Source organism: Mesorhizobium sp. M0601 (genome assembly GCF_040320845.1).
GTDB lineage: Bacteria > Pseudomonadota > Alphaproteobacteria > Rhizobiales > Rhizobiaceae > Mesorhizobium.
In genome coordinates this window covers 1-5,702 of sequence record NZ_JAMYQK010000083.1, presented here as the reverse complement: position 1 = coordinate 5,702, position 5,702 = coordinate 1, and the positions used below count along the sequence as shown (strand labels likewise).

Genomic DNA, 5,702 nt, shown 5'->3' with positions numbered 1-5,702 from the left:
AGTAACCGTCATAGCCGGTCAGATAGTTCATATTATTCTCGTTCATGACAAGCAGCGCATCCATACCGTACTCTGCCATTTTCTGCCGCAATCTGGCGTTGCGCTCGCGGTATTCCTCTTTAGTGAAAGCCGGCATTTAATCCTCATACTTTATGGCATAGCGCTCTTGTACACCAGCTTGTCTGTGCATGGATGATGCATATAACAAGTTCGGACAGCGACTACATTCATGTAAAGCGACGCCAATAATGCCGTCAAATGCCGTTTCAATATGGCGCCATATTGAAACGAGATTAACGCCCAGTTTGTTCGCAGATCAAAGGTCGGGAACTCGTTCGAGACGAAATACCCGTCGACCTCTGGCGAAACGATCGCATAAGCGCCTTCAAAAGACTTCAGGCGGCTATAGATGAACTGGCCCGCCCGGCTACGAAACAACTGCGTGGCGGCCATCTCTCGCCCAGCGACCGCTGGGCGCTGAATCATCCCGCGACCGAATCCATAGATGCCCGCGATCGGATATTCGCCATCGGGCTAACTCGAGCCTGGATTCCTCGGCTGGTACTTTAAGCAGGATCGCGTCTGGCGCCAGTTAGAGCGCGCGCCGACTGAAGTTTCTTTCCATCCAGCTTGACGACACGGGACTTGATGCGGTCACGCGACGCAAGCTCGCTGCAGACGCCGGCACCGCGCCCGATCCCGGTGCCATGGAAGGTTCCCTTGGCGCGACTTTCCCAACCACGAGCAAGATTGGCTGACGGCAGCGATGGAGGTATTTCCGGCCGCGGGTCACGCGCATTTTTGCGGCGCTTCGACAGATGATGGCGGCTGCTCCTGTCGAAATGTGAAAACGTGGTCGATGTGAGCCGCCACAAACGTTGGGAGAGCAGGCATCAACTACTTTGCCGGACTGGGGTGTTTTTGAGACACCTCTATTTGCATTGTCGACGAGACTGGCCGGCGTGCGATCTCCTGCGTTCGCCGAACGAAGATACCGCCCGGACGGCGACTTGGTAAAAGATCTAAACGTCGCTGGTGACATGCCGCCCGCCTGTCTAGTTCCCACAGGCTGCGACATGCCAGCCGCTACCGCAGCATCCTCGCTTGTCATCCTGCGCGATCCCCAACCAGAGAAGACCGTAACTGCGCTCTGCTTACAGCAGCGCACACCGCTTCAGCGCGTTCATATCCCAACGTGACAGCACCTTGAGTGCTGGATGTCCTGCCGCCCGGTGGCAGCAGCGGTATATCTCTCGCCATTTACCTCATGCCGCGTCATGGAGCTAATGCCCTCACCTACATTAACTTTAACACTTCTTCATCAAAACATCACAACAGCCAGTACGCCAAAACGCAGTTGTTCTCAGCATAATCAACAACTTGGAAAGAATGGTCGCACTTCCCCTGCTCCGTTGACGGGGCCTGTATAAATGATATTCTTCGAGAGACGGTTTGATGAGACGTTGGAGGTCAACCCATCATCGGATATATTTGGCCGTTAGCCGAATTTGTTTCTGCGAGAGCATGGGCAAACGATGAGATGGGGATCGTATGGCAGTAGGAGAGCGGGGTTTGCTACGCAGACCCTCAACCAGTTCAGGACATCTCTTTTTAGATGCGGGCTCCTTCGAAGCTCCGTAGCGAAAGCGGTAGCCGCTGGCGTCGAGCCTTTGGCGATGCTGAGGTCCTAGACCCAAGAGTGGACGACAGTGAGAAGTTCTGACCCAGAACGATTGCGTTTGCACAAAGGAACGATGTATGCAGCTTATACTGAAGCGCTTGGCCGCCGAGATAAAGCAAGCCGAGGTTGATCAGAAGTCTTCCGACAAGTTCCGTATGGAACATGTTGTCGATCCTGACCTGTATAACGCCATCTTGCCGCGTCGCACCCGAGACGATGTCTATCAGTTTATCGGTCACCAAGGTGCAATGGTCACGGACAATTGCGGTCCAGCAGAAAAGACCACCCGATGGAAAAAAACCGACGATTGCTTGCTATCGAGCAACATGCATGACACTCATCATAAGGCGACAATACAAATAAAGGCCAATGACATCCCCACCATTCTAGACAACTTTGGGGAGTCCGTGAAGGTACTCTCACTTGACTGTTTCGATACATTGCTATGGCGCAAGACAGCGACACCTAGAGACGTTTTTGCCGTGCTCGCCGACAATCCCATCGCGCGACGGTTAGGGATAACTCCTCACCAACGCGTTAGCGCTGCTAAGCGTGCCTATCGAGCGAAGCCTTTAGCGAACGGATCTGGTGAGATCGATATCGGTGATATCTATCGGCTTTTTACATCGCTTTCTGGTGAGGAACGGGAGCTATTGGCCGAGGCGGAAATCCGCACCGAGATGGATGTTTGCTTTGCATTCTCACCGTACCTAAAGCTGATCAGGCTGGCGCACACCCGTGGTATCAAGATTATCATCGTGAGCGACACGTATTTGCGCGAAGACGAGTTGAGGCGCCTCTTGGCTCGGCATTTGCCTGCAGACGTTATGGAAGCAATCGGCAAGATTTACTGCTCTGTGGATTATGGGACGTCGAAGAGCCATGCCCTGTTTCAGATTGTAACCAAAGAGTGCGGAGTGCCTGCAGCCCAACTACTTCACATCGGAGATAATGATGTGGCCGATGTCCAAGTGCCCCGGAGATTGGGTGTACGCGCGCTGCATTTTCTGCCGTTTGATCATGAGGTCGCAGACCTCTTGCGCCTGCAGCACGCGGCATCTTCGTTGATTGTACTCGATCAGGCAGCGCCTGAGGCAGTTATTCTGCCATGCTATAGTCCGTTTCGGCCAATTTTTGCCGTTGCAAACCTGCAGCCGTACGCGCCTGAGACGATGATCGGCTATATGTCGTTTGGCCCGGTGCTATACGCCTATGCTCGTTTTCTTATGGACGAGGTGGAAGAACTACAGCAGCAGGGCAAGCGGGTAAAAGTCTTCTTCCTGTTGCGTGATGCTTATCTTCTTTCCGCTGCATGTGAAGCCTATGCGCGCAAGCCCGTCGGCAAACTGGTACGAATCCGCAAATTTCTTGCTGTTGCGGCCTCCTTCAAAACTCGCGCCGATGTAGATTATTATATTGGCGGGATCCACCCCGAAGAAGTTGACGATTTTCATGCTACTGCAAAACAGCTTTTGCTTCCGCCGGAAGTGACTGCAATGTTAATACGAATTGCCCATCAATCTGCCGATCCGCGAACGGCATTCCATCAGCTGCTGCGCGACGACGATGTGTTGGAGTTGATATTTAAGAACTCCCTTGCTTTGCGTGTCCGCTTGATGCGCTATATGTCAAAGGAAATGGAGCTTGAGGAAGGCGATACCATTATCTTGGCGGACATAGCCTATTACGGCAAGACGCAAGAATATTTGATTCGCACCTTCAAAGAAGACCTTAAAGTCGACATACTGGGTCGCTATTTGGTTGCTTCCGACGAACCTTACCGTCCGGCGAACGGAAAAGCACTTATTTCCGCACCCCATTGGGATTATGATCTATTTGAGCAATGCTGCATCCTCAAGGAAGGAATGGTTGTCGACTATGATTTGAACGGCGATCCAGTTCTTGATGAGATCAGACTTAGTGAGAGACAGTACGAGAAGGTTGCCAAAGTTCAGGATGAATGCTTGCGGTTCATAAATGACGCGAGGTCATTTTTTACGGAGGCCGGTGTGACGCACGAGTATTCTATTTTGCAGCGGGCCGCCCATGCGGCTCTATTTCGTCATGCCTACATGCCTATTGAAGCGGAGTTGGAATTTTTCGAGGGGTTCCAGAACGACAAGTTTATGGGGCCAGATCGGACTAAGACGCTCTATCATCTAGACAGTGCTTGGAAGAATGTGAGGAGCCTTCCCTCACCTTATCGGCTGGGTTCATATGCAACGCGCAGCTTGGGGCTTGACTTCGTACTCAGCCGTCTGGTTCAAAGAAGATTTCAACTTGATCTAAGACCAGAAGATATGAATGTCCGTTTTTCACCTCTGAAGGTCTCGATAGGGAGCATACACGAGTCTAGGGTCTTCTTGCTTAGAGCAAGCCATTTGCATGACGGTTATTTCTCCATTATGCTGCCATATGTAAGCGGTATCAGTGTCAAATTTCTCCTGGGGGAACACTACGAATGGTTGCAATTGGAAATTGTAGAACTTTCAAACAATGCAACAACCGTGTGTAGGAATGTTTCGAACTCTCTCGACCTGCAAGAAATAAACCGGGAGGGAGAGATTTACCGATGTCTGTCACAGGCAAGTGTCGCGACAATACGTCCCGTTGATTTGCAACGGTTCGAAACGCCTGATTACTATCATGTAATCTTTCGCCCATTGGTTTCGAGGGTATCTGATCCGCCGGGGAGACCACGCTCCTCACAATAAGGAATCTGGAGGCTTCTGTGAGGTCCGCATGCTCGACGGAGCGAGCCGGCTGATTGTCGGACCTCATTGCAAGCCGGATTGAGCGAAGCTGCGGGTGGTGTGGCGCTATGGGGATTGTAGCCTGGAGGAGCGGTCGGGATTGTCTTCGCCAGGCCGATGAACGGCGTTCGCGATTCGACCACAGCGATGGACAGCATGGCGGAAGGCAAAACCGTGATGGCGTGAGCCGTCAGACAGGCAGCAATGGCCTCTATCGCCGAGCTGGCTGCTTACGACTTACGACTTTGTGCGGTGGGACAGAGGTCTGGGTGCCGGCGCGCATAGCGACGGGTGCCGAACCAGATGTTGTGGACGCACCCGGCGTGATCATGGGGTGTCATTCCAGAAGGGGTTCGGCGGTGCCTGCCCGCAGCCGCCGTCTTGCCGCTCTCTTTGCGCTGTGGGAAAAGGAGCTGCCGAAGCTGTCGGGAGAATCGAAGCCCGCCGAGGCGATCCGCTATGCGCTCGGCCGGCGTGCCGCGCTGGAGCGCTTCCTCGCCGACGGCCGCATCGAAATCGACTCCAACACCGTCGAGCGCGCCATCCGGCCACAGACAATTACCCGAAAGAACAGTCTCTTCGCTGCAGCGAAGGCGGCGGACGGACATGGGCCACCATCGCCACGCTGCTGACCACCGCCAAGATGAACCAGGTCGATCCGCACGCCTGGCTCACCCAGACCTTCGAGCGCATCGCCAATGGCTGACCAAACAGCGATATCGAGGCGCTCATGCCTTGGAACTACCAGCGCTAAACGGCATCAGCTACGCGCTTACTTCTCGTGCGCGATGCCGGCATTGTCTTGCGGATTGCAGTCATGCCGTAGTGGGCGACGAGGTCCTCGTAGCGACGCGTCAGGTCCGCGCAAGCATCCCGGTCCGGGTTGCGGAACGCCGCGAACAGGCTGTCCGATCGGTTGCCCACGCGGTACTCCTCCGAGCGACCAGAGCGCGTTCTGCAGGCCTTCGCCATCGCCACGAAGTTCTCGCCGCCGAGCACGACATGGGCATGTTCGAAGCCGGAATAGGCGAGTCGGAAATGGTAGAGCCGATGATCGAGCGACTGACCGGCGATGGTGACGCCGGCGCCGCTCATGTCTGTGAAGTCCGACAGGCGACGCGTCCGGGCTCGTGCACCTGCAGGAAGATTGCTTCCTGTCCCCTGCCAAGCCAGCCTCAGTCAGCTAGCCTGAAAATTCACGGTGGGTTGGCGGATGTGGTTCAAGCCGTTGAAATGACGTAGGATTTGGTTGCTAAGGCCGATCCGAA

Annotated in this window: 2 protein-coding genes and 2 pseudogenes; 2 read left to right on the top strand and 2 right to left on the bottom strand. The window is 54.2% G+C overall.

Annotated elements, in window-relative coordinates:
* On the bottom strand, window positions 1-136 hold a 136-nt coding region (locus NKI41_RS32605; RefSeq protein ID WP_352687087.1), incomplete at its 3' end, for an aminopeptidase P family N-terminal domain-containing protein.
* Window positions 137-1,758: 1,622 nt separating this feature from the next.
* On the opposite strand from NKI41_RS32605, the gene NKI41_RS32600 reads away from it, so the two are divergent.
* Complete coding sequence (locus NKI41_RS32600; protein WP_352687085.1) at window positions 1,759-4,395, top strand: hypothetical protein; 2,637 nt, start codon at window positions 1,759-1,761, stop codon at window positions 4,393-4,395.
* A 428-nt stretch (window positions 4,396-4,823) separates the two neighbouring features.
* A pseudogene (locus NKI41_RS32595) lies at window positions 4,824-5,140 on the top strand (IS66 family transposase); the annotation flags it as partial.
* Window positions 5,141-5,212: 72 nt separating this feature from the next.
* Here NKI41_RS32595 and NKI41_RS32590 read toward each other — a convergent pair.
* Window positions 5,213-5,600: pseudogene (locus NKI41_RS32590) on the bottom strand (IS21 family transposase); the annotation flags it as partial.
* Window positions 5,601-5,702 lie beyond the last annotated feature (102 nt).

Coding starts and splice junctions, on each gene's coding strand:
- NKI41_RS32600 (WP_352687085.1), top strand. CDS start 1,759: ATGCAGCTTATACTGAAGCGCTTGGCCGCCGAGATAAAGCAAGCCGAG.